Source organism: Streptomyces sp. NPDC048644 (assembly GCF_043199105.1).
Classification (GTDB): Bacteria; Actinomycetota; Actinomycetes; order Streptomycetales; family Streptomycetaceae; genus Streptomyces.
Genome location: NZ_JBICVO010000005.1, coordinates 112,401 through 136,950, shown reverse-complemented (window position 1 = coordinate 136,950; position 24,550 = coordinate 112,401). Strand labels below are relative to the sequence as shown.

At 71.7% G+C, this 24,550-nt stretch carries 22 protein-coding genes, 1 tRNA gene and 2 pseudogenes; 13 read left to right on the top strand and 12 right to left on the bottom strand.

Annotation, left to right across the window (positions count from 1 at the left end; genetic code table 11):
- Positions 1 to 4 precede the first annotated feature (4 nt).
- The 6 genes from glp (at position 5) to ACGFNI_RS12985 (ending at position 4,378) form a co-directional block, all read left to right on the top strand.
- The gene (gene glp, locus ACGFNI_RS13010) at positions 5 to 1,321 is read left to right on the top strand and encodes a gephyrin-like molybdotransferase Glp (RefSeq protein WP_393683258.1); all 1,317 of its coding nucleotides are present in this window, start codon (positions 5 to 7) and stop codon (positions 1,319 to 1,321) included.
- Between the two features lie 78 nt (positions 1,322 to 1,399).
- Positions 1,400 to 1,882 carry a cyclic pyranopterin monophosphate synthase MoaC gene (gene moaC / locus ACGFNI_RS13005; RefSeq protein ID WP_393683256.1) on the top strand — a complete coding sequence of 161 codons (483 nt, stop codon included), beginning with the start codon at positions 1,400 to 1,402 and terminating at the stop codon, positions 1,880 to 1,882.
- Entirely contained in the window at positions 1,879 to 2,382 is a 504-nt protein-coding gene (locus tag ACGFNI_RS13000; RefSeq protein WP_393683254.1) for a molybdenum cofactor biosynthesis protein B, read from the top strand. The genes moaC and ACGFNI_RS13000 overlap by 4 nt, the downstream gene beginning before the upstream one ends.
- Positions 2,379 to 3,002 carry a GNAT family N-acetyltransferase gene (locus tag ACGFNI_RS12995; protein ID WP_393683857.1) on the top strand — a complete coding sequence of 208 codons (624 nt, stop codon included), beginning with the start codon at positions 2,379 to 2,381 and terminating at the stop codon, positions 3,000 to 3,002. Before ACGFNI_RS13000 ends, ACGFNI_RS12995 begins: the two co-directional genes overlap by 4 nt.
- A 151-nt stretch (positions 3,003 to 3,153) precedes the next feature.
- Entirely contained in the window at positions 3,154 to 4,233 is a 1,080-nt protein-coding gene (locus tag ACGFNI_RS12990; RefSeq protein ID WP_393683253.1) for a hypothetical protein, read from the top strand.
- A 72-nt stretch (positions 4,234 to 4,305) separates the two neighbouring features.
- Positions 4,306 to 4,378 (top strand) — tRNA-Ala (locus ACGFNI_RS12985).
- A 79-nt stretch (positions 4,379 to 4,457) separates the two neighbouring features.
- On the opposite strand, the gene ACGFNI_RS12980 is transcribed toward ACGFNI_RS12985, so the two are convergent.
- From ACGFNI_RS12980 to ACGFNI_RS12950, 7 genes are all read right to left on the bottom strand, one after another.
- On the bottom strand, positions 4,458 to 7,841 hold the full coding sequence (locus ACGFNI_RS12980) for an ATP-binding domain-containing protein (protein WP_393683251.1): 3,384 nt from the start codon (positions 7,839 to 7,841) through the stop codon (positions 4,458 to 4,460).
- A gap of 155 nt (positions 7,842 to 7,996) precedes the next feature.
- Positions 7,997 to 9,316 (bottom strand): glycosyltransferase, encoded by a 1,320-nt coding sequence (locus ACGFNI_RS12975; protein ID WP_393683249.1) that lies wholly within the window; start codon positions 9,314 to 9,316, stop codon positions 7,997 to 7,999.
- Complete coding sequence (locus tag ACGFNI_RS12970) at positions 9,313 to 10,155, bottom strand: MerR family transcriptional regulator (RefSeq protein ID WP_393683247.1); 843 nt, start codon at positions 10,153 to 10,155, stop codon at positions 9,313 to 9,315. The genes ACGFNI_RS12975 and ACGFNI_RS12970 overlap by 4 nt, the downstream gene beginning before the upstream one ends.
- 215 nt (positions 10,156 to 10,370) lie before the next feature.
- A complete protein-coding gene (locus ACGFNI_RS12965) occupies positions 10,371 to 10,769 on the bottom strand; it encodes a GntR family transcriptional regulator (RefSeq protein ID WP_393683246.1) in 399 nt (132 codons plus the stop codon).
- A gap of 118 nt (positions 10,770 to 10,887) precedes the next feature.
- Entirely contained in the window at positions 10,888 to 11,904 is a 1,017-nt protein-coding gene (locus ACGFNI_RS12960) for an ABC transporter permease subunit (protein WP_393683244.1), read from the bottom strand.
- On the bottom strand, positions 11,901 to 12,827 hold the full coding sequence (locus ACGFNI_RS12955; protein ID WP_393683243.1) for an ABC transporter ATP-binding protein: 927 nt from the start codon (positions 12,825 to 12,827) through the stop codon (positions 11,901 to 11,903). Before ACGFNI_RS12955 ends, ACGFNI_RS12960 begins: the two co-directional genes overlap by 4 nt.
- A gap of 101 nt (positions 12,828 to 12,928) precedes the next feature.
- Positions 12,929 to 13,420, bottom strand: a complete 492-nt coding sequence (locus tag ACGFNI_RS12950; protein WP_393683241.1) for a GNAT family N-acetyltransferase — start codon at positions 13,418 to 13,420, stop codon at positions 12,929 to 12,931.
- A 148-nt stretch (positions 13,421 to 13,568) separates the two neighbouring features.
- Here ACGFNI_RS12950 and ACGFNI_RS12945 point away from each other — a divergent pair, with 148 nt between their 5' ends.
- Both ACGFNI_RS12945 and ACGFNI_RS12940 read left to right on the top strand, forming a co-directional pair.
- A complete protein-coding gene (locus tag ACGFNI_RS12945; protein WP_393683239.1) occupies positions 13,569 to 14,372 on the top strand; it encodes an exodeoxyribonuclease III in 804 nt (267 codons plus the stop codon).
- A 217-nt stretch (positions 14,373 to 14,589) separates the two neighbouring features.
- A pseudogene (locus ACGFNI_RS12940) lies at positions 14,590 to 14,754 on the top strand (XRE family transcriptional regulator); the annotation flags it as partial.
- Positions 14,755 to 14,955: 201 nt separating this feature from the next.
- Here ACGFNI_RS12940 and ACGFNI_RS12935 read toward each other — a convergent pair.
- The 3 genes from ACGFNI_RS12935 to ACGFNI_RS12925 all read right to left on the bottom strand — a co-directional run bounded on the left by ACGFNI_RS12935 (position 14,956) and on the right by ACGFNI_RS12925 (position 18,107).
- Positions 14,956 to 15,504, bottom strand: coding sequence for a hypothetical protein (locus ACGFNI_RS12935; protein WP_393683237.1), 549 nt, complete (start codon positions 15,502 to 15,504; stop codon positions 14,956 to 14,958).
- 729 nt (positions 15,505 to 16,233) lie between these two features.
- A complete protein-coding gene (locus ACGFNI_RS12930; RefSeq protein ID WP_393683235.1) occupies positions 16,234 to 16,488 on the bottom strand; it encodes a hypothetical protein in 255 nt (84 codons plus the stop codon).
- A gap of 35 nt (positions 16,489 to 16,523) precedes the next feature.
- A complete protein-coding gene (locus ACGFNI_RS12925) occupies positions 16,524 to 18,107 on the bottom strand; it encodes a recombinase family protein (RefSeq protein WP_393683233.1) in 1,584 nt (527 codons plus the stop codon).
- Positions 18,108 to 18,167: 60 nt separating this feature from the next.
- Between ACGFNI_RS12925 and ACGFNI_RS12920 the strand changes: the two are divergent.
- Positions 18,168 to 18,272, top strand: a pseudogene (locus ACGFNI_RS12920) (exodeoxyribonuclease III); the annotation flags it as partial.
- A 30-nt stretch (positions 18,273 to 18,302) separates the two neighbouring features.
- On the opposite strand, the gene ACGFNI_RS12915 reads toward ACGFNI_RS12920, so the two are convergent.
- Positions 18,303 to 18,740: a hypothetical protein gene (locus ACGFNI_RS12915; protein ID WP_393683232.1), complete on the bottom strand. Its 438-nt coding sequence runs from the start codon at positions 18,738 to 18,740 to the stop codon at positions 18,303 to 18,305.
- A gap of 250 nt (positions 18,741 to 18,990) precedes the next feature.
- Here ACGFNI_RS12915 and ACGFNI_RS12910 point away from each other — a divergent pair, with 250 nt between their 5' ends.
- Complete coding sequence (locus ACGFNI_RS12910) at positions 18,991 to 20,175, top strand: methyltransferase domain-containing protein (RefSeq protein WP_393683231.1); 1,185 nt, start codon at positions 18,991 to 18,993, stop codon at positions 20,173 to 20,175.
- Between the two features lie 10 nt (positions 20,176 to 20,185).
- On the opposite strand, the gene ACGFNI_RS12905 is transcribed toward ACGFNI_RS12910, so the two are convergent.
- A complete protein-coding gene (locus ACGFNI_RS12905; RefSeq protein WP_393683855.1) occupies positions 20,186 to 20,926 on the bottom strand; it encodes a MerR family transcriptional regulator in 741 nt (246 codons plus the stop codon).
- 217 nt (positions 20,927 to 21,143) lie between these two features.
- Between ACGFNI_RS12905 and ACGFNI_RS12900 the strand changes: the two genes are divergently transcribed.
- Genes ACGFNI_RS12900 through ACGFNI_RS12890 form a run of 3 tightly spaced genes read left to right on the top strand, consistent with a single transcriptional unit; the run spans position 21,144 to position 24,510 of the window.
- Positions 21,144 to 22,664: a flavin-containing monooxygenase gene (locus ACGFNI_RS12900; protein WP_393683230.1), complete on the top strand. Its 1,521-nt coding sequence runs from the start codon at positions 21,144 to 21,146 to the stop codon at positions 22,662 to 22,664.
- Positions 22,661 to 23,632: an alpha/beta fold hydrolase gene (locus ACGFNI_RS12895; RefSeq protein WP_393683228.1), complete on the top strand. Its 972-nt coding sequence runs from the start codon at positions 22,661 to 22,663 to the stop codon at positions 23,630 to 23,632. Before ACGFNI_RS12900 ends, ACGFNI_RS12895 begins: the two co-directional genes overlap by 4 nt.
- Positions 23,629 to 24,510: an SDR family oxidoreductase gene (locus ACGFNI_RS12890; RefSeq protein ID WP_393683227.1), complete on the top strand. Its 882-nt coding sequence runs from the start codon at positions 23,629 to 23,631 to the stop codon at positions 24,508 to 24,510. Before ACGFNI_RS12895 ends, ACGFNI_RS12890 begins: the two co-directional genes overlap by 4 nt.
- Positions 24,511 to 24,550: the final 40 nt, after the last annotated feature.

Below are 24,550 nucleotides of genomic sequence, written 5' to 3'. Positions count from 1 at the left end.
GGCTTTGAGCGGTACCACCGACCGGACCAGCCACCAGCACCGCGTCTGGTCGGTGGCCGACCACCTCGACGACGTCCTCTCCAAGATCCACCCCTTGGAGCCGATCGAGCTGCAACTCCTCGACGCCCAGGGCTGCGTCCTGGTGGAGGACGTCACCGTCCCGGTGGCCCTGCCGCCCTTCGACAACAGCTCCATGGACGGCTACGCGGTCCGTGTCGCCGATGTGGCGGGCGCCACCGAGGAGTTCCCCGCCGCGCTCACCGTCATCGGCGACGTCGCGGCGGGCAGCGGCGACCTCCCCGCGGTCGGCCCGGGGGAGGCGGCCCGTATCATGACCGGCGCGCCCCTCCCGCCCGGCGCCGAGGCCGTCGTCCCCGTCGAATGGACCGACGGCGGCAGCGGCCGGGGCCCCGCCGACGGCATGCGGGCGCACAGCGCGGCACCCGATGGCGCGACGGGCGAGGTCCGCGTGCACCGCCCGGCCGCCGCCGGCGCCCACATCCGCGCCCAGGGCAGCGACGTCAGCGCGGGCGAACCCGCACTGCGCGCCGGCACCGTCCTCGGCCCGTCCCAGATCGGCCTGCTCGCCGCCATCGGCCGCGGCACGGTACGGGTCCGCCCCCGCCCCCGCGTCGTCGTCATGTCGACCGGCAGCGAACTGGTCCAGCCGGGCGAGCCGTTGGGCCCCGGCCAGATCCACGACTCCAACAGCTTCCAGCTCACCGCGGCGGCCCGGGACGCCGGAGCCATCGCCTACCGCGTCGGCGCGGTCGCCGACGACGCCGACACCCTCCGCGCCGCCCTGGAGGACCAGCTCATCCGGGCCGACATCCTTGTCACCAGCGGCGGCGTCAGCGTCGGCGCGTACGACGTGGTCAAGGAGACGCTCACCGACCTCTCCGCAGAAGAGGGCACGGTCGAGTTCCGCAAGCTCGCCATGCAGCCGGGAAAACCCCAGGGCTTCGGCCTCATCGGCCCCGACCGCATCCCGCTGCTGGCCCTGCCCGGCAACCCCGTCAGCTCCTACGTCTCCTTCGAACTGTTCGTCCGCCCCGCCATCCGCGCCCTGATGGGCCTGCCCGACGTGCACCGCCCCACCATCCCGGCACAGTGCACCGACGCCATCACCTCGTCCCCCGAGGGACGCCGCCAGTTCCTGCGCGGCGCCTACGACCCCGACGCCGGCACGGTCACCCCCGTCGGCGGCCCCGGCTCCCACCTCATCAAGGCACTCGCCCACGCCAACGCGCTGATCGTCGTGCCCGAGGACACCACGGAGGTGGCCGCGGGCAGCACCGTCGACGTCGTCCTGCTCGGGTAGGGCCGCTCTCCGGCCCTGACCGCCGCCCGCCAGGGGTACCGTGTCGTCGCACAGGCGGCAGTCAGGACCGGGAGAACGATGAGCAGCGGCCAGCAACACCTCACCCATCTCGACGCGGCGGGCGCGGCCCGTATGGTCGACGTCTCCGCCAAGGACGTCACCGCCCGAACCGCCGCGGCCCGCGGTCGCGTCCTGGTATCGCCGCAGGTCGTCGAGTTGCTGCGCGGCGAGGGTGTGCCCAAGGGCGATGCGCTGGCCACCGCCAGGATCGCCGGCATCATGGGCGCCAAACGCACCCCCGACCTGATCCCGCTGTGCCACCCCCTCGCCGTCTCCGGTGTGACGGTCGACCTCTCGGTCACCGACGACGCCGTCGAGATCGCCGCCACGGTCAAGACCACCGACCGCACCGGCGTCGAGATGGAGGCCCTCACCGCCGTCTCCGTCGCCGCGCTCACCGTCGTCGACATGGTCAAGGCCGTCGACAAGGCCGCGGTCATCTCCGACATCCGCGTCGAGACGAAGACCGGCGGCAAGTCCGGCGACTGGAGCCGGGCATGAGCCCCGCCCCGCGCGCCCTGGTCGTCACCGCGTCCAACCGCGCCGCCGCCGGCGTCTACGCCGACAAGGGCGGCCCGCTGCTCGCCGACGGCCTGGCCGCCATGGGCTTCACGGTCGACGGGCCGCAGGTCGTCCCGGACGGCGACCCCGTCGAAGCCGCCCTGCGCGCGGCCGTCGCCGCCGGCTACGACGTCGTCCTCACCACCGGCGGCACCGGCATCTCGCCCACCGACCGCACCCCCGACGCCACCCGCCGCGTCCTGGACCACGACATCCCCGGCATCCCCGAGGCGATCCGCGCCGCGGGCCGTGCGAAGGTCCCCACCGCGGCCCTCTCCCGCGGCCTGGCCGGCATCGCGGGCCGCACCCTGATCGTCAACCTCCCGGGCTCGACCGGCGGCGTACGCGACGGCCTCGCCGTACTCGCCGACCTCCTCCCGCACGCCGTCGACCAGATCCGCGGCGGCGACCACCCCAGACCCCCGCGGAGCCCGCACTGAACGCGCCCTGGCCGGTCGTCCTGACCGATGGAGAGGTCACCCTCCGGCCGATAAAGCTGCGCGACCAGCGTGACTGGCGCGAGGTCAACCGCCGCAACCGCGACTGGCTGCGCCCCTGGGAAGCCACCGTCCCGCCGCCCCCGCCGGGAATTCCCGTCCCGCACCGCCCCACCTACCGCCAGATGGTCCGCCATCTGCGGTCCGAGGCGTACGCCGGCCGGATGCTGCCGTTCGTCGTCGCATACCAGGGCCGGCTCGTCGGCCAGCTGACCGTCGCCGGCATCACCTGGGGCTCCATGTGTTCGGGCCACATCGGTTACTGGGTGGACCGGGAAGTCGCCGGCCGCGGTGTCATTCCGACCGCCGTCGCCCTCGCCGTCGACCACTGCTTCCGTTCCGTGGGACTGCACCGCATCGAGGTGTGCATTCGGCCGGAGAACACCCCGAGCCGCCGCGTCGTGGAAAAGCTCGGCTTTCGCGAGGAGGGCCTGCGCCCGCGCTATCTCCACATCGACGGAGGCTGGCGCGACCACGCGGTATTCGCCCTGACCGCGGAAGAGGTGCCCGAGGGGATGCTGCACCGCTGGCGTCAGCAGAAACCCAGCACACCCCACAAATAAAATAGGTGTTCGAATTTATCGCCGTTTCGGCCACATTCGAAGAGTGCTGATCTCAACAATCACAAAAAAAGTTCGAGATATCAGCCAGATCGTGCGACACACCGGCTCAATTGGCGGATGGCCCCGCGCAAACCCCTCTACCGTGTGAGTTGTGAGAAGCAGCGGCCTCATCTACGCAGTCATCGTCGGGGCCTGGGCTGCCTATTTGGTGCCGATGTGGCTCCGTAGGCAGGACGAACTGAACGAGGCGCGTCCCACCGAGCGCTTCAGCACTGCCATCCGGCTCCTGTCGGGACGCGCGGCCATGCAGCGCCGTTACGACAAGGGGCAGGAAGAGTGTCCCGCCGACGATGCCGCCGACGAGCAGGACCCGGATCACGCGCCCGAAGAGGCCGGCGTCCGGGCCTTCGACGACCCCGCGACCGATACCCGCGTGCGGCCCGCCGCCCCGCCGCGTCCTTCCGTCGCCGAACGCACCAAGCGCGCCAAGGTCCTGGCCAGGCGCCGGCGCACCATCACGATCCTCTTCCTGGCCTTCACCGTCGGCGCCGTCGTGGCGGCCGTCGGCGGCATCGCCTTCCTCTGGGCGCCCGCCCTGCCCGCACTCCTCCTGAGCGCGTACATCATTTACCTGCGCACCCAGGAGCGCCGCCGCTTCACCTTCACCATGGACCAGCGCAAGGCGGAGGCGGCAGCCCAGCGACTGCGGGAGGGCAGGCCCCACCCTCAGGAGGCGGCCGACGAGCCGCCCGCCGACGACCGCCCGGCAGGACCCCGCGCTGACGCTCCCGCCGAGCCCGCTCCGGAGCCGCGCCCCGAGCCCGACCAGGCCGCGGGCCGCCGTGCCCTCGTCGAGGAGACCGACCACGCCGAGTGGGTCGACCAGCAGCGCGAACGCGAACGCCCGCGTCCGGGCTCCGGCAGTTGGGAGCCGGTCCCGGTCCCGCTGCCCACCTACGTCACCGCCCCGGTCGCCCCGCGTGCCACCAGCCACGTCGACCTGGACGCCGACGATGCCTGGAGCTCCGCCCGCTCCAGCTCCGCCGGTGACCACCCCGACGCTCCGCAGCAGGACCGCCCCGGCGCCGCCGCCCGCCGCCCGGCAGGACCCGGCCGCCGGAACCGCAGCCGTACCCCGCTCTTCGACCAGTACGCGAACCCGTCGCCGGCCGCCGACGGCGATGCCGGATACCCCGACGACCTCGACCGGCCGCGCGCCGCGAACGAGTAGCCCTCCGCTGACCAGCACCGGAAGCGATTTCCGAGCACCGCCGACGAGATGCTAGAGTTTCACTCGTCGCAAGGGCCTGTGGCGCAGCTGGTAGCGCACCTCGTTCGCAACGAGGGGGTCAGGGGTTCGAATCCCCTCAGGTCCACCGCACACAAAGCCCCCACCGGGTCCGCCCGGTGGGGGCTTTGACGTGTCGTACGGCAGGAGCCGCACGCACGGTGGTGCTAGCGCGGCCCCTGGCACAGTGCGGATTCCGTGTCGTGGCCGCCCCAGGATTCCTGGGTGCGCCACAGGACGTGGATGCCGAAGACGGCGTGGACGGTGTCGGCCGACCAGTCGTCGGCGGGGGGTTCGCACAGGACCAGGTGGAGACGGTCGGCCGGGGTGGGCAGGGTGTGGTTGATCTCCAGGAGGCGGGTGGCTCCCGCGCGCAGGTCCGGGTAGGTGGAGCAGCCGGAGCCCAGGACCTCGTAGAGGAACAGGCCGTCGGCGGTGGCGCAGCTGACGTCGACGACGGGGGAGTCGGCGGGCTGGAGGTCAGCCCACAGCAGGGCCGACTTCACGGCATGGCGTACGGCCTCGTGCTTCTTGCTGGTGCGGTCGGCGGCTGCCGCGGTTTCCAGGGCGTGCTGGAAAGCCTCCTTCGTGGTCACGGCCGGTGCGGCGGGGGCTTCTTCGACGGTGGTCACGGGCGCGGTTTCCTTCTGGTCGGGCCGGGAGGCGGGGGCGGGGGCCGGTTCGGGTGTGGCGGCGAGGCGGGTCGTGAGGGTGGCCCGTGCCGTGGCGAGGGCCGGGGCCCAGCCGGATGCCGTCAGTTCGTCCCGTAGGCGGCCGACGTCCAGTGCGTCGTCCTTGAGTGCGCGGTGGGTGCTTGCCGCGAGGTCGCGCAGGGCGCCCAGGGCCTGCCGGTCGGGGGAGCCGAGTACGCGCCGCACCGCCACCCAGTCCGGCTGGTCGCGGCGGAGTACGCGGTGGGCCATGCCCTGGAGTTCGGCGAGGCGGGCGCGGGGGTTTGCCGCCGTGCCGTCGCCGGCCAGCAGTTCGTCGATGACGCCGAGTGCCGCCGCGTAGCGTTCCGCCATCTTGGGGGAGATGGGGCGGCGCCCGCGCTGGTCGGTGGTCAGGACGCTGTGGTTCGTCTCGTTGGCGAAGACCCAGCAGGTCAGTTCGTCGCCCGCGCGCGGGGGGACCGAGCCGTGCCGGACGGCCAGGACCAGGGGGCGGTCGATCTCCGGGGACAGGGCCTTGACCTTGTAGCGGCCTCCGGGGCGCGGGCCGATGACCTGGACGCGGAGGTCGGAGCCGATCTCGGGGAGGTCTTCCGGCGCGGTGCCGGGGCCGGGTGCGTCGGGCGGCGGTTCGGCTGCGTTGTCCGTGGTCGTGAGGATCTCCGGGAGCGGGGATGTGTGCAGCACGGTCAGGCTCTGGGTGCTGCGGGTGAGGGCGACGTAGAGCTGGCGCAGGCCGGCCGGGCCGCGGTCGGCGATGGTGGCGGGTTCGACGACGAGGACGTGGTCGTACTCCATGCCCTTGGCCTGGGCGGCGGCCAGGACGGACACCGCCTCGCGGCCCTGACGGGTGAGGTCGGCGCTCTCGTCGAGGTGGCGGCCGATCTCGTCGAGCCAGCCCGAGTCGTCGGGGACGATGACGGCCACCGAGCGCAGGGTGCGGCCGTCGCTGGTGCCCACCAGGCGGATGGCCTGGGTGACGGTGTCGTCGAGGAGCTTCCACGGTTCGGTGGCCAGGGTGCGTACCGCGTCATCGCCCGCGTGGCGCACGGCCTGGGGGTAGGGCAGTGCGGGGGCGACCGCGCGGGCCAGGGGCGCGACGAACTCCATGATTTCGGCCGGGACGCGGTAGCTGGTGTTGAGTTCGGCGATCCGCCAGTCGCCGTGGTCGGACAGCAGCGTGCCGATCCGGTCCCAACTGGTGTGGGTGTGCGGCCCGGTGGCCTGGGCGAGGTCGCCGAGTACCGTCAGCGAGCCGTTGGCCGCGCAGCGGCGGCGCAGCGCGCGGGCCTGCATGGGGGTGAGGTCCTGCGCCTCGTCCACGACGATGTGGCCGTAGCGCTGCGGGGCATCGCCGCTGATGAGGTACCGGAGTTCTTCGAGGCAGACGTGGTCGTCGAGGGTCCAGGAGTCGTCGTCGGCTGAGGCTCCCCTGGGGCGGTGCAGGTCCGCCAGTTCGGTGTCGTCGAGGATGCCGGCGGCGCAGGTGCGGAGGAGGTCGGGCGAGTCGTAGAGGGTGCGCAGGGCTTCCCTGGCGCCGGGCGACGGCCAGACGCGGTCGATGAGCTGCCCGACGCGGCGGTTGCGTTCCAGGTCACGGCGGATGGTGCCGTCGCGGCTGCGGCGCGGGGCGACGGCGACGAGTTCCTTCAGGAGCCGGTCGACGAGCAGGCTGCGGAAGCGGTCGCGGCGTTCACGGTAGGCGCCGCTGCCGCCGCGGGCCTCGTCGATGAGGGCGAGGACTTCGGTGCGCGGGACGCGCAGGGTGGTGCTTCCCGCGGTGACGGTGAACGCCGGCTCGTCGCCCTCGTAGGCGGGAGGTGCGGTGAGGGCGTCGACGGCCTCGGGGCGGCAGGCGTGTTCGACGCGCCGCCGGAGGACGGCCGCCATCCGCTCGTCCGACTTCACCCGGCGCGCCCGCGGGGTGTCGGAGCCCAGGACCTCGCCGTCCCACAGCCGGGTCAGCTGGACGGCGTTGACGTTGCGGGTGCCGAGGGTGGGCAGGACGTGGCCGACGTAGTCCAGAAAGCGCTGGTGCGGGCCGACGACGAGGATGTCCTGGGCGTGGAAGTGGTCGTTGTTGACGAGCCAGGTCACGCGGTGCAGGCCGACCGCCGACTTGCCGGTGCCGGGGCCGCCCTGGATGACGAGGACGTCGGTGGGCGACTCCGTGACCAGCGCCATCTGGTCGCGGCGGATGGTCTCGACGATGTCGCGCATCCGGCCGCTGCGGGAGCGCTGGAGTTCGCGCAGGAGGAAATCGTCGGGCTGCTGGGGCTTGGGGCGCCGCCTGCGGGGGACGGCCGCCGGGGTGGGGGCGGGCGGTTGCGGCACCGGCGCGGTTTCGGGGGGTGTCGCGCGTTCGGCGTCGGCCGCCTTGTTCTCGGCGTTCTCGACGTTCTCGACGTCCTCGGCGGGCGGCCGTGGCGTCGGGACGGGGGCGGCGACGGCGATGGCGATCTCGTCGAAGTAGTCCTGGACCACGTGCCGCTCGCACCGCAGTTGCCGCCGCAGCAGCACCTCGCCCGGGGCTTCGGGCAGCGCGTCGGACCACTGTTTCGCGAGCTTGCTCGTCCAGAGCACGACGACGGTGTCGCGGGTGCGGACGTCGGACACGGCGCGCCTGCCGACGTAGAAGGGTGTCGGCTCGGCCTGCACGTCGACGCGGCCGATGACCAGCGATTCGTTGCCGAGGCCGTCGTACGCCTTCGCGCGTTCCTCGGCGCCGAGCCGGTTGGCGATGCTGTCCTTGCCGCTCGCGGATGCCGTCGCGACCGGATTCCCCTTCAGCTCATCGAGTCGCGCGTGGTAGCAGTCGTAGGCGCGGTCCACCGCCTTCTGCTCGATGGCGATGATCTCGTCGCGCGTGGTGGTGCTCATGTCCATCCCCTCCCTTGCGGCGCCCCAGAGGTCGCTGCGACGGGCGCGGGCCCGTCCCCCGGTGAAAAGGACTACCAGAGTCGGGCGGTCCAGGTGGTGGGAACCGGTCAGGGGGAGGGGGAACGGGCCTGATGGCGACGGAAAATGATGGCGTGTCAGGTGGCGATGGTGCGTACGGCGTGGACGACGGCCTGTGTGCCGTGCTCGGTGGCCATACGGCGGGCGGCTGCGGCGGCGCGGGTGCGGAGGGCGGGGTTCGTGGTGGCTTCGATGAGGGCTTCGGCCAGCCGGTCGGCGGCTGCTTCGCCGGACAGGTCCGCGAAGGGGACCGGCGCGGTCGCGGCACCCACGGACGCCAACCGAGCGGCCCAGAACGGCTGGTCGGCGGTGACCGGGACCGGGACGGCGGGCACACCGGCCCGCAGCCCGGCCGCGGCGGTGCCGGCGCCTGCGTGGTGGACCACGGCGGCGGTGCGGGGGAAGAGGAGCGCGTGCGGGACCTCGCCGATGGTGAGGATGTCGGACCGGTCGGCGTGCGCGGGGACGGCTTCCGCGGTGAGGCCGGCCCAGCCGGACTGGAGGATGCCGCGTAGCTTGGCGCGGCGCAGCGCCCGTACGGCGAGCGCGCCGAGCCGTTCGCCCTCGCCCGCCGCCATGCTGCCGAAGCCGATGAAGACCGGCGGCGGCCCGGCGGCGATGAAGTCCTCGACGTCGGCGGGGAGTTGCGCGTCGGGGTCGTGCCAGGGCCACCAGTTTCCGACGACGTCCAGGCCGGGGCGCCAGTCGGCGGGCCGCGCCACCAGGGCCTCGCTGAAACCGTGCAGGACCGGCCGGCCGGACGCCTCGGCGCGGCGGCGTACGGCGCCCGGTGTGGCGGGCGGCAGGCCGATGTGGGCGCGCAGGTCGCGGGAGGCGTCGGTGTAGAGGCGGTCGACGACGCGGAGCGAGAGGCGGCCGGCGGCGCGGTTGCCCAGGCGGCCCAGGGAGCGGGCGCCGGTCATGACGGGGGCGAAGTCGCCGGTGGGCGCGGTGGGTTGGAGGGGGAGTTCGAGTTCGGGGATGCCGTGCGCCTCGCACAGGTGGCGGCCGAGCGGGGCGGTGGTGGCGGACAGCAGCAGGAGGTCCGTGCCGGGGGTGACGGCTTCGGCGATGCCGCCTCCCAGCTCCTGGAGGAAGGCGGCGGCGGTGCGCAGCAGGGCCCGTTTGCCGCCGGATGCGACGCCGGGAGGGGGCGCGGCCTGGGCGTGCGGTCCGGGCTCCGTGGCCTGCGGTCCTGGTTCCGTACGGCCCGGCCGGCCGGTGCGCGGGTCGGCGGGCAGCCGGCGGAATTCCAGGCCCGCGGCGCGTACCAGGGGGGCGAAGGAGTCGTGGGTGGCGAGTGCGACCTGGTGGCCCGCCGTGGTGAGGGCGGCGCCGACGCCGGTGTACGGGGCGATGTCGCCGTACGAGCCGGCGGCCGTGATCAGGATCTTCATCGGGCGTCCCGGGGTGCGGTGCGGCCTGCGGTGGCGTCGGCGGGCGGTTCCGGTGCGGCGGCGGGCGCGTCCTCCTGGCGTACCGCGTTGGCGTGCACGGCGGTGCGGAGGTATCCGGCGAGGCCGGGGCGCTGCTCGGACGGCGGGACGATCAGGGCGAAGGCGCGGGGGTCGGCGGCGAAGTCGTCGGCGATCCGGCCGTGCATCTCGGTGGGGCAGGCGGTGAACCAGCGGCTGAGGTGACTGCGGTGTTCTTCGGCGAGGTCCATCGCCGCCTGGCCTTCCGGTGGTTCGCCGGTATCGAAGGCGGCCAGGAGGCGCTGCCGCCACCGGGTGGCATCGGCCATGATGTCGGCCCAGTCCTCCTTGGTGTGGGCGCCGGCCCGTGCCATCGCCCGCCGGTACCCCTCGCTGTGCTGCCTCTTGCAGTGGGTTTCGGTGGCGTAGCTGAGATCGAAGGTGATCTCGCCGAACACCTCGAAGCGCTCCTCGGGAGTCAGGCGCACCCCCGTCCGCTGGACCTCCATGGCCTGTTCGGCGACCTCGACCAGCCGCCGCAGCTTGGCGATCTGCTCGTTGAGCAGGCGGTGCCTGGCGCGCAGGTGGTCGAGCACGTCGGCCTGCGGGTCCGCGAGGATGGCGGCGATCTCGTCGAGCGGGAAGCCCAACTCCCGGTAGAACAAGATCTGTTGCAGCCGAACGAGGTCGGACTCGCTGTAGCGGCGGTAGCCGGCCGGGCTGCGGTCGCTGGGGGAGAGCAGGCCGGTCCTGTCGTAGTGGTGCAGCGTGCGCACCGTGACACCGGCGAATCCGGATACCTGGCCGACCGGGTAACTCATCGCGGCAGCGCCTTTCGTCGGGGGACCGTCCTGGCCCGTCACCTGCTCAGGCTGCGCCCTGACGTGGGGAGAGGGTCAACCCGGGTGCCGGACGCGCGGCGGGGCGGGGCGCACCCGGCGCCCCGCCCCGCTCTCCGTCGCCCCGCTCTCCGTCGCCCTGCGGTCCCGCCGGGCTCCGGCCTCACCCGGTTCCCTGCGCCGCCCGGCCCGTCGTCTCAACGGGCGCCCGGGTACCTGTCCTCCAGTACCGAGTTCAGGAGCGCCTGTACGTCCTCACGGGCGAGGCCCGCCTCGTGGGCGCGGTCCATCCAGGAGCGCAGCTCCTCGCGCAGCAGCGCGTCCCCGGCCGAATCGGGCCTGGCCAGCGTGCGGCTGACGAAGGTGCCGAGGCCGGGCCGCGGCTCGACCAGGCCCTCCCGCTCCAGCTCCCGGTATGCCTTCAGGGTGGTGTTCGGGTTGACCTTGGTGGTGGCGGCGACCTGCGCGGCCGTCGGCAGCCGGTCGCCCTCCACCAGGGTGCCGAGCCGCAGCGCCTGCTGGACCTGCTGGACGATCTGGAGGTAGGTGGCGACGCCGCTGCGGCGGTCGATACGGAACTCGACCACGCTCACCACCTCTCCGCCTCGTCCGCCCGCACCATGCGCGCCTTTCGCGCCGGATGGGCCGTGCTGTCCGACCGCTTGATGATCGGCGTGCCGGTACCGGGTGTCAAAGCGCCGACCCGGGCGGGTCTCAGAGTGGCCGCCGGCGGGCCCGCCAGATGACGAACGCCAGGACCGCCACGGTCAGTGCCAGCAGGATTCCCGCACCCAGCCACTGCATCCCCGTCATCTGTCCGTAGTCGAAGTACTGCGTCACGCGGTTGACGATGCCCAGCTTCGCCCGGCAGGCACCGGTTTCGTCGTCGTTGCAGGTGCTGAAGCCGAAGAGCTTGCCGCCCGCGGTGGAGACCCAATCGTCGATCCGTACGGATCCGCGCGGCAGGTCGGGGCCGTCGCCGTCGTACGGGTAGACCGCGTTGCGGAGCGTGCCGAGCCGGTGGACGATCCGTTCCGACCAGATGACGCTGAAGACCGTGGCGAAGACGGCGGTGAGGGCCATCGCCGTCACGACCCGCTTCACCAGCATGCCGAAGGCGATGCCGCAGACCGTGATGAACAGCGTCAGCGCGGGCAGGACCGCGCCGGTGCTCTCGAAGGTGCCGCTGTCCAGCCAGTCGCCGGAGAAGGCGATTTCGTGGACGGGTGCCCACATCCAGTGGAAGACGACCGACAGCAGGGTGGTGCACGCCACCGCGACGGCCAGCGGCAGCGCGAGGGTGGCGGTGAGCCACCGGCCGCGGCTCGCGGACTGCGTGGTGACCAGCTTGAGCGTGCCGTGCTCGTGCTCGCCGGCGATCAGCGGGGCGCCGAGGAAGACGCCGATGATGCCGGGCAGGAGGGTCAGGAACGCGAGGTCGGACCTGAGCGTCGAGCTGAACCGCTTCTGGAACTCCTCGGTCCGTTGGCCGTACGTGCCGAGGCTCTTGTCGCCGAGGAAGTCCATGATCCCCATGCGCTGGTACGCGAAGACCGCGCAGGCCACGACGGTGAGCAGCAGGCCGAGGCGGAGCGCTGCCCGGTGCCGCCGCCAGACCAGCCAGGGGAGGCCGTGCAGCAGCCCGCGCCGCGCCGGACCGGCGTCCGGACCGGCGCCGCGGTCATCGCCCTCCGTGCGGGACGGGCTCGCCGTCTGCGTCGTGCCGCTCACGCCGCGGCGCCCTGGGGACCGTCGAGCCGCGCCTCGTCCGCGATCAGCGTGGGCGCTTCGGGCGACCGCAGGTAGGCAAGCAGCACCTCTTCCAGGCCGGGCGACTGCGCCTCCCAGCTGTCGGAGAGCGGGCCGCCCGGCCGGATGAGGGCGGTGAACTGCCGCCCGGTGACCCGGGATTCGACCACGGTGTGCGCCCGGGTCAGCTCATCGGGCACGCCGTTGCCCGCGGCCACGCCGGTCACCAGGGTGTGCGCGGGCACCAGCTCGTCGGTCGCGCCCGCCATGCGCAGCCGGCCGTCGGCGAGCACGAGGAGGTAGTCACACATGTCCTCCATCTCGGACAGCATGTGGGACGACATCAGCACGGTCGTGCCGTGCTCGGCGGCCTCGGCCATCAGCAGGCCGGACATCTCGTGCCGGGCCAGCGGGTCGAGGTCGGACATCGGCTCGTCGAGCAGCAGCAGCTTCGGGCGCTTGCCGAAGGCCAGCGCGAAGGCGACGCGGGTGCGCTGGCCGCCGGAGAGGGTGCCGATCCGGGCGGTGAGGGGGACGTTGCCCGCCCGCACGATCCGCTCGGCCAGGGCCTGGTCCCAGTGCGGGTTCAGCTCGCGGCCCAGGCGCAGCGTCTCGGCCACGGTGAAGCGGGGGTAGAGCGGCTTGTCCTGCGCGAGGAAGGCGACCCGTTCCAGTACCGCGGGATCGGTCACCGGCACGCCGAAGAGCCGCAGGCTGCCGGCCGTCGGCTGCACGAGCCGGGTCGCGGCGCCGAGGAAGGTGCTCTTGCCCGCGCCGTTGGGGCCGACCAACGCGCAGATGCGGCCCGCGCCGAGACGGAACGAGCAGTCCCGCAGCGCCCAGCCGCGGCGGTACTTCTTCCCCAGACCTTCGGCCTCGATCGCCCATGGGCTCGGGTCGCTCACCCGGATCCCCCCTTTAGCTAGTTGATTAGTGGAATGAGTATGGAGAGCGGCCCGGAGCTCTGTCAAACAACGAACGGGAGGGGGTGCGGGCCTGGCGCCCGTCAGGCGGCGGGCGCCAGATCCTTGGTCATGCACCGGCTGTCGTCGTACGTGCGGTACAGCCCGAACTTCTCCGCCTTCGCGACCATGCGGTAGCCGCACGACGCGTACAGGGCGAGGGCCTCGGGCTGCTCGGTGCCGGTCTCCAGCACCATCCGTGTCCGCCCGGCCGCCCGCGCGTCCGCCTCCAGCGCCGCCAGGATGCGCCGGGCGAGGCCGCGCCCCCGGGCCTGCGTGACCACGAACATCCGCTTGATCTCGGCGTCCCCCGGGGCGTACCCATCGGCCGCGTCCTCCTGGACCCGCCAGCCGCCGGTGGCCAGCGGACGCCCGCCGTCGTACGCCAGCAGGTACCTGCCGTGCGGCGGCACGAACATCGCCGGATCCAGTGGCGTGATGTCGGGGTCGCCGTAGCGCCGCAGGTACTCCTGCTGCACCAGTGCGTCGAGCGTGACCGCGTCGGGGTGGTCGTAACGGACGGGGACTATCTCCATTCCGGAAAGCGTACGGGTGTGCGGGCGGCAGCGGGAGCCGCTCGGCGCGATGCCCGGTCGGCGGCGCGGGCTCGGTATCGTGCCGGGATGCTCACCGTGACGACCGTGAACGCGTGGGACAGCCGCTTGTGAACCTGAGGAGCACGCTTTGCTCACCGTGACCACCGTGAATGTGAATGGGCTGCGCGCCGCCGCCAAGAAGGGCTTCGTGCCGTGGCTGGCGGAGACCGGCGCCGACGTGCTGTGCCTCCAGGAGGTACGGGCGGAGCCCGGCCAGCTGCCCGACGAGGTCCGCGAGCCCGCCGGGTGGCACGTCGTGCACGCCCCGGCCGCGGCCAAGGGGCGAGCCGGTGTGTCCCTTTACACACGGCGCGAGCCGGACCGGGTCCGGGTGGGATTCGGCTCGGCGGAGTTCGACGGCAGCGGACGCTACGTCGAGGCGGATCTGCCCGGCGTGACCGTGGCCTCCCTCTACCTGCCGTCGGGCGAGGTCGGCACCGACCGCCAGGACGAGAAGGAGCGCTTCCTGGCTGAGTTCCTCCCCTACCTCGTCGACCTGCGCAAACGCTCCGCTGCCGACGGCCGCGAGGTCGTGGTCTGCGGCGACTGGAACATCGCTCACCAGGAAGCCGACCTGAAGAACTGGAAGGCCAACCGCAAGAAGGCCGGCTTCCTCCCCGAGGAGCGCGCCTGGCTGACCGACGTCCTGACGGAGACGGCCGGCGGATACGTCGACGTGGTCCGCGCCCTGCACCCGGACACCGAGGGCCCGTACTCGTGGTGGTCGTACCGCGGCCGGGCCTTCGACAACGACGCGGGCTGGCGGATCGACCTGGTTTGCACAACGCCAGGCATTGCTGAGCGCGCTGTGAAGGCGTACGTGGAGAAGGCTGCATCGCACGAAGAGCGCTGGTCAGACCATGCTCCTGTGACGGTCGTGTTCGACCACTAGGCCGCCGTCGTGACCTTGGGTACATAGCGAAGGCCTCAGCGGAAGCCAGGGGCCGACGTGTCTCGTGAGGGTTAGCCGTGGGCGCCGCTGGCGTGTTCTCTGATCGCTGTGGCGTGGCGTGCGGCCTGGGTGATCTTGTGCTGGGCCTTAAGGGCGTTCAGCTGCCTCCAGTTGGTTTGGCATTCGTCGCAGTCGCCTACGGGGGCGTTATCGAGCAGCTGCCGTGTTCCTGCATGAGGTGTACCCGAAGCTGAACCCCCTCCTGCGGGAGAAGGCGGGGTCAGGGTGCTCGGTACACATCGCCCTGGGAGGCGCCGACTCGGCGAACGTGGCGGCCCGTGGCCGGGAAGAGAAGTACGGGCACGGACAGTGGCGGGCATGCGAACAGTGCCCGGCGGCCGGGCAGCTGGACCAGGCGGCCGCTGTTGTCCGCTGCCTGCCCTGCCTGCCCTGGGCGTCTTTCCTCAGCGTCTGTCGTTAACGGGGCCCGGACCGAGGGGATGGCCATGTGTTACGTACGTTGGGTCCGGTGGTCAGCGCAGACCTCATCGATCGGTGGCACAGATGGGCTCACGGGGCGTCCTCACCGGAACCTGGAGGGCAGGGCACGCCTCCAGCCTTCAATACGACGTGCTCTCCAAGCCTGAAACTCTCCCCGGGTGTCCTCCCTCTCCATGATGGCCCGTGCTAGATCATCTATGTGAGCATGCGGGGGCTCGTTCGTGTCCATGAGGAACTGACTCACCTCTCTGTCGGGGCTCAGCGCAGGGAGGCGACGGTCACCGCGCAGTCTTGCCGAGAGGCACTCGAAGGCGTCTCCACCGAACGTTGAGGGCGCTCCGTTCCATGAGTCGATGGTGCCTCTCCGGGCGTAACGCATGCCCTCCGCTACTCGCTCGCGGAGCCTCTTGTCCGCCAAGAGGCCAGCGTCTGCGGCGATCTCTTGAATGAGCACCCTGCATCGGTCGTGACCGGCAGGCCACTCCCTCAACTCGATCAGCTTCTTACGTATCTCTCTGATGAGGGCCCGCTGTGCCTGTTTCTCTTCACTTCTCTGTGCGAGCCATGCCTGACCCCAGTGGCCGGAATACCCCAACACGGCCCCCAGGATGGCCAACAACGCTTCCTTCATGGCCCTCATTGTGCCGACCAGCGTGATGCCATTAGCTGCCTCGCGTGGCACCTCAATGTGGGCGTCTGAAAGGGCATGTAGTTCGTTAATTCCCGTAGCAGACAGGCGAGGCGGTGGCCGGTGACACGGCGGGAGGCAAACGCAAAGGCCCCGACTCCAGACAGCGGATCAGTTCCCCGACTCCACATCAGGAACTGACCCGCCAGCTGGAGCCGGGGCCTCTGTGCGCCAGTACCAAGCCCTGGGCGCGTGGCGGTCGGTGGAAGCGTTCACACGGGCGATGTGGAGTCGACCCGTGGCGAGGCAAGGGAGTGATCCGGCGCCGGCCGCTGGACCTGACGGAGTACGAAAAATGGCCTCCGGACGCGCTCCGCCTGGGTGCGATTCCAGGGGTGCTGACCAGAGGCCAAGCAAATGGAGGCCCGTGATCGCAGCTGGCCGCTGAAGGGAAGCGAACTTCCCCCATCACTAGTCGTGCGGGGTGCTGGGACAGGATTGGGCAGGTCGACGATGCGAAAGTCGTGTTCTGTCCCAGGTCCCGGGGTGAAGCCCAAGAGGGCTGCTAGTTGTAGATCTTTTTGATATGTGGGGCGAAACGAAAATAAGGGCCTCACTGCTGTCGCATCTTCGTCGTTCCTCGGCGTCAGGATCGGAGCCGTAGGGCCCTCAGTGGCCCCAGGAACGACGAAGAGGGCCAGCCCCAGGGCCAGCCCTCCGTCTCTCCGTCGATCACCAGGCGCCAGCGGCGGCCATCACGCGGCGGCTGGCAACCCTCCGGCGCTCTGCCGCAGAACTGCACGCTGCGATCAGCTCCGGTGCCTCCCACAAAAGCGTCGATTGGGCGGCTTCAAGGCTGTTGATCCGTTCACGAAGGTGGGGGGTGTTGTCGCCGCTCAAGAGCTTCGTCCACAGCGCGCCTGCCAGGCGGTGGAGTTCCGTCAGCTCCTGGACGTGAAAGGCGTGGACATGGGTGTCTGCCATCATGGTGGCTCCTCTGTTGAGGACGTGTTGTCGTCGGCTCAGCCGAGAGGGGAAGCGCGCTCCTCCTCCGCGGCTTCGAGCGCCACCGCTGCCCGGTCGTCGTGGGCCCCGATTGTGAACACCAGCCGCTCCGGGTCTGGGCCTTTCAGCCGCTCAGCCCCTCCGCCTGAACGGCCCTTCGCCACGGTCACGCGTGCGCCGGCGTCTAGGAGGAGCTGGCGGCGGCCAGGGGCGTCGTGCCGGGCCCAGAAACTGGCGTGCGTCTCGCCTGTCTCCACTACCTCAGTCCGAGCCTCTGCCCGGGGCGTCGCCTCCAGGGCCTCCGCGCGCCGCTCCAGGGCGTCTACCTCCTCTTGCCAGATCATCCGGCCAGTCCGGGACTTGCGGCTCTCCTTCTCTGCGTAGAGCGCCCTCAACTCCTCCTCCACCTCCCGGAGTTCCGGGGTCGGGTCGTACCCCTTGTGCGTGATGACCTTCGTCATCTGGAAGTGTCCTAGGCGGGCCAGGAACTGCTCCTCCACGTACTTCTCCAGCCAGTCAGCGCGGATGCCCGCGGGGGTCTGGCAGCGCTCGCCTCGGGCCGTCGCACGGCAGTTGTAGTCACTGCCTCCGGCCCGCTTCGACAGGTACAGATTCCCGCCGCAGCCACGGCACTTTGCGACGCCCAGGAGCATGGCCTGGGTGTCTTTACGGGTTCGGTTCTTCTGGGGCGTCAGAGTGGAGAGATGGTCCTGGAGGGTCTCGAACTCCTCCCGCGCCAGGACAGGCTCCCCGATCAGGACCGGGTTTCCGTCACGGTCGCGGACGGGCTTCCCCTGGTGGATGCGGTACCCCATCAGGGCAGGGGAGCGGAGGACCTTCGACATGGTCCCCGCTGTCCAGCGGAAGCGTTCGATCTTGTTACCTCGCCTGGTCCCGCCTGGCTCACGGCCCGCCTTGATGGCCTGGTAGTCCCTGGGTACAGGTACGCCGTTCTCGTTCAGCGCCATGGCGACGGCGGTCAGGGACTGTCCCTCCAGGACGTCCCGGATGATGCCGGACAGGACCTTCACGGCCTCCGGGTCGGGAGCCAGCTTGAAGCCTTCGCCATCAGGGTTCTCCACCTTCCCGTACCCGTACGGGACCAGGCCGCCGGAGTATCGGCCTTGTGTGCGGAGAGCAGCCATGGCGCCGGTCACGCGCTCCTTGATGGCCAGGGCCTCCATCTGTGCGCTGAAGGCCAGCATCATCATGATGAGCTCCGACACGGGTGACACGGTCCGCATGTCCAGCTCTAGTGGTGCGCCTCCCGGACCTTCAGCGAACACCAGGAGCTTTCCGTGGCCCTTCGCCCAGCGGCCCAGCTCCGCCATGTCCGCCATGGATCGGACTGCGCGGTCCATGCGCCACCAGATGATCATGTCGAACTCGTCTGGGCGGGCCAGCCAGGTACCCAGCTCCGGCCGGTTGAACGGCGTCGTCTTCGTCGCTGAGACGTCCAGGTCCTCCGCTTCGCCGACGACGACGGCGCCACGGCGTGCGGCTTCGTTGGAGTTGGCAGCGCGCTGACGGCCTGGTGACGTCGTTTCATCCGTTCTGACGGACAGTCGGATGGCGCTCAGCGCCCGCAGTTGGTTCGTCACGTCGGGGAGCGTACTGGAATCTGTTGCGATCGAATAGCACATCGACTACCAGATGGACATCCTGGCCTGGCGCAGCGCGCGGTGAAGGCGCTCGTGGAGCGGGCCGCTTCGCACGAGGAGCGGTGGAGCGATCATGCGCCGGTCACGGTGACGTTCGACGTGTGATCGGACAGGGCCGCCCCCGCCCCGGCCCGATCAGGGGTGGTAGTGCTCGGCGACCGTGGTGGCCACGCCGTCCTTGACCGTGACGCGGACCTCGACGCTGTTCATCTTCGCGGCCTTCATCAGCTGGGCCTCGGTGCACTTCGAGGTGCCGTAGCCGTGCTTGTCGACCGTGACGTTTCCGTTGGACGCGCAGATGGCGGCGGCGCCCAGCACCTTGGTGTGCGGGCCGACGTAGAAGCCCTGCTCGGTGCCGGACTTCGGGGCGACGGTCAGCTTGCCCGGGGCGAGGTACTTCAGGGTGCCGTGCCAGGTGCCGCTGACTCCGTGGGCGGCGGCCGTTTGGTGGGCGGCGGGCGCTGCGGGTGCGGTGGCGGCGTTACTGATGGAGGCGGTCAGTCCGACGGCGGCGACGGCGAGCAGCGAGGCGGTGGCGAGGCGGCCGGCCCGGCGGGCGGTGGAGCGGTACATGGCGTTCCCCTTGTGAGAGTGCCACCCGGCCGACGGAGCCGGGTGATGGGTGCGAACAGAAGTAAGCGTGCAGGTCGCTGCTGTTGCACCGCTAACACGTGGCTAATGGGCTGGTGTCGCACCGGGGCGGGATAACTCGTAGCTCTTTAGGGGGAGTTGGGGGATCAAGAGAGGCTGGTGGGGTGGTGGGGCACGTAAGAAAGCGGGAGGGGCGGTGAGGGCCGGTGACGGCCGGTGGAGGAGAGGCGCTGTGGACGGCATCGAGCGGGCGGGCAGGGAAGGCGCCGCCGGGCGCGTGGAGTTGGGGCGTGCGCTGTTGGCGGGCGGGGCGCTGTCGCCCGACTGGGCGGGGGCGTACGGGGCGGTGCCGCGGTGCGCGTTTCTGCCTGAGGTGATGTGGCCCTATGACGCGGACAGCGGGCGGAGCGTGGCCGTTTCCCGTGCGGACGAGCCGGAGGTGTGGCGGGCGTACGCGGATTCCGACTGCCCGATCACCGTTCAGTGGGACGACGGCCGGCACGCCGGTGCGGGGCCGGGGGAGGTGCCCACCAGTTCCGGGTCCATGCCCAGCGTGGTCTTCCGGATGCTTCAGGACCTGGAACTGCGGCCCGGTCACCAGGTGTTGGAGATCGGTACGGGCACGGGGTGGAACGCCGCCCTCCTGAGCCACCGTGCCGGGCGGGGCCGGGTCGTCACGGTGGAGGTGGACGGGGCGGTGGCCGGGGCGGCGCGGGCGAGGCTGGCGGCGTTCGGCGGTGGTGCGGTGGTCGTGCACGGGGACGGGGCCGAGGGGTATCAGGACGGGGCGCCGTACGACCGGGTGATCTGCACCTGTGGTGTCCGGCGGATTCCGTGGGCCTGGGTGGGGCAGTGCCGTCCGGGCGGGATCGTCGTCGCTCCCTGGGGGACGCACTTCGGCAACGGTGACGCGGTGGCCGGGCTGCGGGTCGCGGCGGACGGGCGGAGCGCTTCGGGGCGGTTCACCGGTCCTGTGGAGTTCATGAAGCTCCGCGCCCAGCGCCTCCCGCCCGTGGTGCATGCCGCGTACGTCACCGGCAGCGTGGCCGACGGCGACGAGAGTTCCACGGGCCTCACGGAGGCGGAGTTCGTCGGGGAGCGGCTGGGTCCGCAGCAGTTCGCGCTGGGGCTGCGGGTGCCGGGCTGCCTGTGTGTCCTGGCCGAGAAGCGCGGCGGCGCCCGTCCGGTGTGGTTCTACGGGCTCACCGACCGATCCTGGGCGTGCTGCATGTTCCGGGACGGCGGCGGTGCCCGGGTCTGGCAGTTCGGGCCGCGGCGGCTGTGGGACGAGGCGGAGGCCGCGTTCCGGTGGTGGACGGGGAACGGGCGGCCGGGGCACGACCGGTTCGGCCTGACGGTGTCAGCCGAAGGCCAGGCGGCGTGGCTGGATGATCCGGCCGGTTCGTGGCCGCTGTGAGGCCGCGGGCCTACTGCGCGGCTTCAGGGCCGCCTGATCCCCGTACCCACGCCTCCAGTTCCGCCCGGATGCGGCGGTCCATGGCCATGGCGAGTTCGGCGTCGACGACGGCTTCGGAGACGGGGCGCAGCTCTTCGATGGTGTGGGTGATGCGGTCGATGTCCTGGGGGGTGAGGGGGGCTTGGGCGGTGCCGTGGTTCGGGGGGTCGGTGAGGAGGTGGGTGCGGATGAGGGTGGTGAAGATGCCGGCGATGGCGTCGGCGTGGGTGCGGACGGCGCGGCCCGCCTCCAGGACATCGGCGAGCGGGACGCCCTTGGCGACGAGCGCGGTGGAGGCGTCCAGCAGGCGGCGGCTGATGTGGACGAACTCGTCGCCGTCGACGGCGATGTAGCCGATGTCGAGGGAGGCGGTGAGGTTTTCGGCGGTGACGTCGTCGCGGAAGTGGTCGGCCAGGGCCTCGGGGGTGAGGCGGACCGGGGTCTCGTCGGACCAGGGGGAGACGAAGGTCTGCTCCAGGCCGAGGAGTTCGCCGACGTCCCGGCCGTTCTCGAAGGCGGAGAGGAGTTCGGCGATGCCGCCGAGGGTGTGGCCGCGGTCGAGGAGGGCGGCGATGGTGCGCAGGCGGGCGAGGTGGTGCTCGTTGTACCAGGCGATGCGGCCCTCGCGGCGCGGGGCGGGGATGAGCTTGCGCTCGCGGTAGAAGCGCAGCGTACGGACGCTGATGCCGGCTTCGTCGGCCAGTTCGGCCATCCGGAATTCGCGGTCCTTGGGCACCTCGTGCGGGTTCTCGTTCGCAGCCACGCGTTCACCTTAAGCGGGTGACGTACGGCGGATCGGAGTGCAACCAGCGGTAACTTCCCACCGCTCAACCCCTACCGCTCGGTACGGCGCTGCCCTACGCTCCAATCGTGCCAGTGATTGCTGGCGCGGTTGGGACGGCTACGGAGCGACCTCGGGAGGCGGCGGCATGGCCGAGCGCGAGCGGGAGCATGTGCGGGTGGCGGTGATCGGATCGGGATTCGGTGGTCTGGGGGCGGCCGTCCGGCTGCGCCGGCAGGGAATCACCGACTTCGTGGTCCTGGAACGGGCCGGATCGGTGGGCGGAACCTGGCGGGACAACAGCTATCCGGGGTGCGCCTGCGACGTGCCCTCGCATCTGTACTCGTTCTCTTTCGCTCCCAATCCCCGGTGGCCGCGGAACTTCTCCGGGCAGCCGCACATCCGCGCCTACCTGGAGCACGTCACCGACACCTTCGGGCTCCGCCCGCACCTGCGCTTCAACTCCGAGGTGCACAGCCTGCGGTGGAGCAACGACGACCTGTGGTGGGAGATCGAGACGGCGAGCGGGCCGCTGGTGGCCGACGTGGTCGTCTCGGCGACCGGGCCGCTGTCCGACCCCAAGATCCCCGACATCCCGGGCCTCGGCACGTTCCCCGGCAAGGTCTTCCACTCCGCGCGCTGGGACCACGACCACGACCTGCGCGGCAAGCGCGTCGCGATGATCGGCACCGGTGCGTCGGCCGTCCAGATCGTGCCGGCCATCCAGCCCGACGTGGCCCACCTCAGCCTCTTCCAGCGCACCCCCGCCTGGGTACTGCCGCGCGCCGACCGCAGGATCACCGCGGCCGAGCAGTGGCTGCACACCAAGATCCCCGCCACCCGCGCGGCCCGCCGCGGCCTGCTCTGGGGCATCAGGGAACTCCAGGTCAGCGCCTTCACCAAGCGCCCCAACGAGCTGGGTCTGGTCGAGGTGATCGGCCGCGCCCACATGAAGAAGGCCGTCAAGGACCCCGAGCTGCGCGCCAAGCTCAGCCCTGACTACCGCATCGGCTGCAAGCGCATCCTGCTCTCCAACACGTACTACCCGGCGCTCACCGAGCCGAATGTGGACGTGATCGCGGCGGGCCTGAAGGAGGTGCGGGGCTCCACCCTGATCGGCTCGGACGGGAGCGAGACGGAAGCCGACGCGATCATCTTCGGCACCGGCTTCCACGTCACGGACATGCCGATCGGCCACCGCGTCACCGGCGCCCACGGCACCACGCTCGCCGAGGAGTGGAAGGACGGCATGGAGGCGCTGCGCGGCGCCAGCGCGGCCGGCTTCCCCAACTTCCTCACCATCATCGGCCCCAACACCGGCCTCGGGAACAGCTCGATGATCCTCATGATCGAGGCCCAGCTGACCTACATGGCCGACTACCTGCGCCAACTCGACGTACTCGGCGGCCGGATCGCGCTCGACGCCCGCCCCGAAGCCGTCGCCGACTGGACCCGCCACATGCAGCAGCGGATGGAGCGCACGGTGTGGACCACCGGCGGCTGCGACAGCTGGTACCTCGACGCCAACGGACGCAACACCACCGCCTGGCCTGGCACCACGGCGGAGTTCAAGAGGGTGACCCGGCAGGTCGATCTGGCCGAGTACACACTGCTGCGCCCCCCGGCCGGGCGGCGCACCCCCGCAACGACCGAGGAGGTCGCCGCATGAGCCGCCCCGGACACGCCACCGGCGGGCCCTACGCACCGCCCGCCCCGCGCCGGACACTGACCGTGCACTCATCCGGCGGCGCCCGGCTGCACACCGAGATCCACGGGCCCGACGACGCCCCGGCCGTCGTCCTCGTACACGGCTGGACCTGCTCCACCGCCTTCTGGGCACCGGTCGTGCGGGAACTCGCCGACGACCACAAGGTGATCCTCTACGACCTGCGCGGCCACGGCCGCACCCCCGCCGTCGCCCCCGGCGGCTACAGCACCCGGGCACTCGCCGACGACCTCGCCGCCGTCCTGGACGCCACGCTTCAGCCCGGCGAACGCGCCGTCGTCGGCGGGCACTCCATGGGCGGCATGACGATCATGGCCGCCGCCGACCGGCCCGAGTTCCGCGAGCGGGCCGCCGCCGCCCTGCTGTGCAGCACCGGCAGCGCCGACCTGCCCGCCGAGTCCCGGGTGATCCCGCTGCGCACCCCCGCGGGCCGCCGCCGCGCCCACAAGCTGATGCTGGTCTCCCGCGCCCCCCTCGGTCCGGTCAGCGCGCTCACCAAGCGGACCCTGCGCTACGCCACGATGGGCGCGGGCGCGTCCGCCCCGCAGATCGAGGCGTGCGCCCGCATCGTGCACGCCTGCCCGCCCGCCGTGCGCTCCCGCTGGGGCCGCGTCCTGTACGGCCTCGAACTGACCGGCGGCGCCGCCAGGCTGGAGCTGCCCACCGAGGTCGTCATCGGCACCGCCGACCGGCTCACCCCGCTCGTCCACGCCCGCCGGCTCGCCTCCGTCCTGCCCGACTGCCGCGGCGTGACGGAACTTCCTGGCCTCGGCCACATGGTGCCCCTGGAGGACGCCGGAGCGGTGTCCGGGCGGCTGCGGGAACTCGTCGCGGGACACCTGACGGCACCGCCCGCAGCGGACCGGCCCCCGTCGCGGAACAAGCGTCAGAAGAAGGAGGAGGCGGCATGAGCGCACGCAGGAACCTGACAGGCCAGGTCGTCGTCGTCACCGGAGCCGCCCGCGGGGTGGGTGAACTGCTGGCCCGCAAGCTGTCGGCGCGCGGCGCCACCCTCGCGCTGGTCGGACTGGAACCGGACGCGCTGCGCGAGGTCGCCGCCTCGCTGCACGGACCGGCCCACCACTGGTACGCCGACGTCACCGACCACGAGGCGATGGCTCAGGTCGCCGGCGAGGTCAAGGAGCGCTTCGGGAAGGTCGACGTGGTCGTCGCCAACGCCGGAGTGGCCACCGGCGGCCCGTTCGTCGACTCCGACCCGGTCGCCTGGCGGCGGGTCATCGAGGTCAACCTCATCGGCGGCGCGGTCACCGGACGGGCCTTCCTGCCCGTCCTGATGGAGTCCCGCGGCTACTTCCTCCAGATCGCCTCGCTCGCCGCGATCACCCCGGCGCCGATGATGACCGCGTACTGCGCGTCCAAATCGGGTGTCGAAGCCTTCGCGCACAGCCTGCGCGCCGAGGTCGGATACAAGGGCGTACGGGTCGGCGTCGGCTACCTGAGCTGGACCGACACCGACATGGTGCGCGGCGCCGACCAGGACGACATCATGCGCGAACTGCGCGCCAGGCTGCCCTGGCCGTCCAACAAGACCTACCCGCTGGGCCCCGCCGTCGACCGGATCGTGGACGGCATCGAACGGCGCTCCGCGCACGTCTACGGGCAGTGGTGGCTGCGCGGGATGCAGTCGGTCCGCGGATACCTGCCCACCGTCATCGGGACGGCCGGGCAGCGCGAGATGCGGCGCTTCGGCGACCGGGTCGACGGAATGCGGACCGGCCTGGTCGGCGCGGGCGGCGAGGCCGACGAGAAGGCGCGCGCGGACCGGTAACCGGCCGGGAAGGGCGCGCCCGGAGCGGCAACCGGGCGCG

Coding starts and splice junctions, on each gene's coding strand:
- moaC (WP_393683256.1), top strand. CDS start 1,400: ATGAGCAGCGGCCAGCAACACCTCACCCATCTCGACGCGGCGGGCGCG.
- ACGFNI_RS13000 (WP_393683254.1), top strand. CDS start 1,879: ATGAGCCCCGCCCCGCGCGCCCTGGTCGTCACCGCGTCCAACCGCGCC.
- ACGFNI_RS12980 (WP_393683251.1), bottom strand. CDS start 7,841: ATGAGCACCACCACGCGCGACGAGATCATCGCCATCGAGCAGAAGGCG.
- ACGFNI_RS12975 (WP_393683249.1), bottom strand. CDS start 9,316: ATGAAGATCCTGATCACGGCCGCCGGCTCGTACGGCGACATCGCCCCG.
- ACGFNI_RS12970 (WP_393683247.1), bottom strand. CDS start 10,155: ATGAGTTACCCGGTCGGCCAGGTATCCGGATTCGCCGGTGTCACGGTG.
- ACGFNI_RS12950 (WP_393683241.1), bottom strand. CDS start 13,420: ATGGAGATAGTCCCCGTCCGTTACGACCACCCCGACGCGGTCACGCTC.
- ACGFNI_RS12935 (WP_393683237.1), bottom strand. CDS start 15,504: ATGAAGGAAGCGTTGTTGGCCATCCTGGGGGCCGTGTTGGGGTATTCC.
- ACGFNI_RS12930 (WP_393683235.1), bottom strand. CDS start 16,488: ATGATGGCAGACACCCATGTCCACGCCTTTCACGTCCAGGAGCTGACG.
- ACGFNI_RS12915 (WP_393683232.1), bottom strand. CDS start 18,740: ATGTACCGCTCCACCGCCCGCCGGGCCGGCCGCCTCGCCACCGCCTCG.
- ACGFNI_RS12905 (WP_393683855.1), bottom strand. CDS start 20,926: ATGGCCGAACTGGCCGACGAAGCCGGCATCAGCGTCCGTACGCTGCGC.
- ACGFNI_RS12900 (WP_393683230.1), top strand. CDS start 21,144: ATGGCCGAGCGCGAGCGGGAGCATGTGCGGGTGGCGGTGATCGGATCG.
- ACGFNI_RS12895 (WP_393683228.1), top strand. CDS start 22,661: ATGAGCCGCCCCGGACACGCCACCGGCGGGCCCTACGCACCGCCCGCC.
- ACGFNI_RS12890 (WP_393683227.1), top strand. CDS start 23,629: ATGAGCGCACGCAGGAACCTGACAGGCCAGGTCGTCGTCGTCACCGGA.